Annotated in this window: 4 protein-coding genes; 3 read left to right on the top strand and 1 reads right to left on the bottom strand. The window is 65.1% G+C overall.

Annotated elements, in window-relative coordinates; translation table 11 throughout:
• Nucleotides 1-239: 239 nt before the first annotated feature.
• Nucleotides 240-641 (bottom strand): DUF488 domain-containing protein, encoded by a 402-nt coding sequence (locus WAW17_RS29005; protein WP_422336306.1) that lies wholly within the window; start codon nt 639-641, stop codon nt 240-242.
• A gap of 269 nt (nt 642-910) precedes the next feature.
• Between WAW17_RS29005 and WAW17_RS29000 the strand changes: the two genes are divergently transcribed.
• From WAW17_RS29000 to WAW17_RS28990, 3 genes are read left to right on the top strand one after another with little or no spacing between them, the layout of a single operon-like run.
• Entirely contained in the window at nt 911-2,023 is a 1,113-nt protein-coding gene (locus tag WAW17_RS29000) for a Re/Si-specific NAD(P)(+) transhydrogenase subunit alpha (RefSeq protein WP_422336305.1), read from the top strand.
• Nucleotides 2,024-2,350 (top strand): NAD(P) transhydrogenase subunit alpha, encoded by a 327-nt coding sequence (locus tag WAW17_RS28995; protein ID WP_422336304.1) that lies wholly within the window; start codon nt 2,024-2,026, stop codon nt 2,348-2,350.
• Nucleotides 2,350-3,774, top strand: coding sequence for an NAD(P)(+) transhydrogenase (Re/Si-specific) subunit beta (locus WAW17_RS28990; RefSeq protein WP_422336303.1), 1,425 nt, complete (start codon nt 2,350-2,352; stop codon nt 3,772-3,774). Before WAW17_RS28995 ends, WAW17_RS28990 begins: the two co-directional genes overlap by 1 nt.
• Nucleotides 3,775-3,932 lie beyond the last annotated feature (158 nt).

Below are 3,932 nucleotides of genomic sequence, written 5' to 3'. Positions count from 1 at the left end.
AACGAAGAGTGCGGGGGTGGACGCGGCGGGAACCGTCTGCCGTCGAGCCGACTGCTGGTACCGAGGGTGGCGTAGCAGAATGGGCCCGAATTACCGGTCGCGCGTCGCCCCGCACCGTGGGCAGGAGCCCGCATCGTGATCGGTGAGGAACAGACCGCACTCCGGGCAGACCCGGTCGAGCCAGCACACCGGATCGCCGCCGAGATCGTCGTCCGGCGCAGTCGGCTCGTCGGGCCGGATCACCGCTGCGCCCGCAGGTACTCGGCGAGCACCTCGGCATGGCTGTGGGCGACGTCCTTGACTGCGGTGAGGAGAACGATCGGTCGTCCCGCCGCAAGTTCGCGCACCCGGGCGAGCGCCTTCTGTCCCTCCTGCGTGTCCAGTTCCGAGATGTACCGCTCACGGAACTCGCCGAATTCGGCGACATCGTGCGAGTACCAGTGCCGCAATTCCGTCGAGGGTGCGAGGTCTTTCGCCCAGTCGTCGAAATGGAACGCGTCCTTGCGCATCCCGCGCGGCCAGAGTCGGTCGACGAAGAGACGTAGCCCGTCGCCTTCGGCCGGATGGTCGTAGATCCGCTCGACCACCACCGATTGTTCCCCGGTGACGTGTGCTCTGCCGTGTTCCTTCGAATTGCTCATGACGAACCTCCGCTCCCTTGCGGGTGTCTACCGTCAGACTACGATGAAATTGTCATGTGAGCGGCCTCACAAATTAGGTGCAAAGCCTGTGAGAACGCCTGTTCGGACTCGATTCAGAGACTTGCCGGACCGACAAGTTGTTCCCTCCGTCACGCTGTCTCTGGCTATCATCAGCTGAATTCAGTCGAGGCGGGGTCGTATTCCGCCACTCATCCCGGCTGTGGCCGCTCTCGCGGCACTACAGGTCATCTACCGCAGGAAGTCGATAAATGGATACATCGCAGAGCGCGGCACGTCCGCGCCCGACGGTTGGCGTCGTTCGTGAATCGAACGACGGTGAGCGTCGGGTGGCGTTGGTGCCGAAGATAGTGGCGTCGTTGATCGCCAAGGGGGTGGACGTCGTCGTCGAGTCGGGCGCCGGGTTGGGCGCGCTGATTCCGGACGAGTTGTACGTGGCGGCGGGTGCGAAGATCACCGACCCGTGGTCGGCGGACGTGATCGTCAAGGTGGCTCCGCCGACGGACGAGGAAGTCGCCCGCCTGCACTCGGGTCAGACACTGATCGGGTTCCTCGCGCCGCGCAACCAGGACAATCAGGTGGCGGCGCTGAAAGCGGCGGGGGTTCAGGCCTTCGCGGTCGAGGCGATCCCGCGGATCTCCCGCGCGCAGGTGATGGACGCGTTGTCGTCACAGGCGAACGTGTCCGGATACAAGGCGGTGCTGCTGGCGGCGTCGGAGTCGACACGGTTCTTCCCGATGCTCACCACTGCGGCCGGAACGGTCAAGCCCGCGATGGTGCTGGTCCTCGGTGTGGGGGTGGCGGGTCTGCAGGCGCTGGCCACGGCCAAGCGTCTCGGGGGCCGCGCCACCGGGTACGACGTGCGCCCGGAGGTGGCCGATCAGGTCCGCTCGGTCGGTGCCCAGTGGCTCGATCTGGGGATCGACGCGGCCGGTGAGGGCGGGTACGCCCGGGAGCTCACCGAGGACGAACGGGCCCAGCAGCAGCAGGCGCTCGAGGACGCGATCAAGGGCTTCGACGTGGTGATCACCACCGCGCTGGTCCCGGGCCGTCCCGCTCCGAGGCTGGTGACGGCCGCGGCCGTCGAGGGTATGAAGCCGGGCAGCGTGGTGGTCGATCTCGCCGGTGAGACCGGCGGCAACTGTGAGCTGACCGAGCCCGGGCAGACCGTCGTCAAGCACGGTGTGACCATCTGCTCGCCGCTGAACCTGCCGGCGACCATGCCCGAGCATGCGTCGGAGTTGTATTCGAAGAACGTCTCCGCGTTGCTGGAGTTGATGTTGTCCGAAGGGCAGTTGGCCCCGGATTTCTCGGACGAGGTGCTGGCCGCTTCGTGCGTCACTCGTGAGGAGAGTGTGTCCTAGATGTACACCGAACTGTTGGCGAACATCGCGATCCTGGTGTTGTCCGGGTTCGTGGGGTTCGCGGTGATCTCGAAGGTCCCGAACACGTTGCACACCCCGCTGATGTCGGGCACGAACGCCATCCACGGCATCGTCGTGCTCGGCGCCCTGGTGGTCTTGGGCAAGGTCGACAACCCGCCGTGGGGCCTGCAGGTCATTCTGTTCGTGGCGTTGGTGTTCGGAACGATCAACGTGGTCGGTGGTTTCGTGGTCACCGACCGGATGCTGGCGATGTTCAAGTCGAAGCCGGCCGCGCCCGCTGCTGCTGCGAAGACGGGTGAAAAGTAATGGAATACCTGGTCAATGTTCTGTACATCGTCGCGTTCGGGATGTTCATCTACGGTCTGATGGGCCTGACGGGCCCGAAGACCGCGGTGCGCGGTAACCAGATCGCGGCGGCGGGCATGGTGATCGCGGTGATCGCGACCCTGATCGCGATTCGTGACACCTCGAACTGGATTCTCATCATCTCCGGACTCGTCATCGGTGTGGCGCTCGGTGTTCCGCCGGCGCTGCGGACGAAGATGACCGCGATGCCGCAGTTGGTGGCGCTGTTCAACGGTGTCGGTGGCGGCACGGTCGCGTTGATCGCCTACGCCGAGTTCCTCGATTCGGGCGGGTTCACCGCGTTCGAACACGGTGAGTCGCCGACGGTGCACATCGTCATCGCTTCGCTGTTCGCGGCGATCATCGGTTCGATCTCGTTCTGGGGCAGCGTCATTGCATTCCTGAAGCTGCAGGAAACCCTGCCCGGGCGTCCCATCGGTATCGGTAAGCTCCAGCAGCCGCTCAACGCCCTGCTGCTGATCGGTGCGGTCGCATTGGCGGTGATCATCGGAATCAAGGCGATCGACCCGGCCGGAGCCACGTCGCAGTGGTGGATCGTCGGTGTGCTGGTGTTGGCCGGGATCCTCGGTTTGATGGTGGTGCTGCCGATCGGCGGTGCGGACATGCCCGTGGTGATCTCGCTGCTCAACGCGTTGACCGGTCTGTCGGCTGCGGCGGCGGGTCTGGCATTGAACAATCAGGCGATGATCGTGGCCGGCATGATCGTCGGCGCGTCGGGTTCGATCCTGACCAACCTGATGGCCAAGGCCATGAACCGGTCGATTCCGGCGATCGTGGCCGGTGGGTTCGGTGGGGGCGGTACGGCCGCTGTGGCCGGTGACGGCGCCGTGAAGACGGCGAAGTCCACCTCGGCGGCGGACGCGGCGATCCAGATGGCGTACGCGAACCAGGTGATCGTCGTTCCCGGGTACGGGTTGGCGGTGGCCCAGGCCCAGCACGCGGTCAAGGACATGGCCAAGCTGCTCGAGTCGAAGGGTGTCGAGGTCAAGTACGCCATTCACCCCGTCGCCGGCCGGATGCCCGGGCACATGAACGTGCTCCTGGCCGAGGCCGACGTCGAGTACGACGCGATGAAGGAAATGGACGACATCAACGACGAGTTCGCTCGCACCGACGTCACCCTGGTGATCGGCGCGAACGATGTCACCAACCCGGCGGCCCGCAATGATCCGTCCTCGCCGATCCACGGGATGCCGATCCTGAACGTGGATCAGTCGAAGTCGGTGATCGTGCTCAAGCGGTCGATGAACTCCGGGTTCGCCGGCATCGAGAACCCGCTGTTCTACGCGGACACCACCTCCATGCTCTTCGGCGACGCCAAGAAGATGGTCGGCGAGGTCACCGAGGAACTGAAGTCCCTGTAAGAGTTCGCGCTCGTGAGTGGTCGAGGGGTAGGGCAACCCTCGACCACTCACAGCAGTCGGAAGCTCGCACGGTGACGGGAAAAGGCAATGGCCGCGGTGTCGGGTCGCTCCGCTTCGCGTTCGGCCGCAACGGGTGAATACACCATGAGGGCCGAGGC

The sequence above is a fragment of the Rhodococcus sp. (in: high G+C Gram-positive bacteria) genome (assembly GCF_049286785.1).
Taxonomy (GTDB): domain Bacteria; phylum Actinomycetota; class Actinomycetes; order Mycobacteriales; family Mycobacteriaceae; genus Rhodococcus_F.
This window is presented reverse-complemented; position numbering and strand designations above follow the sequence as displayed.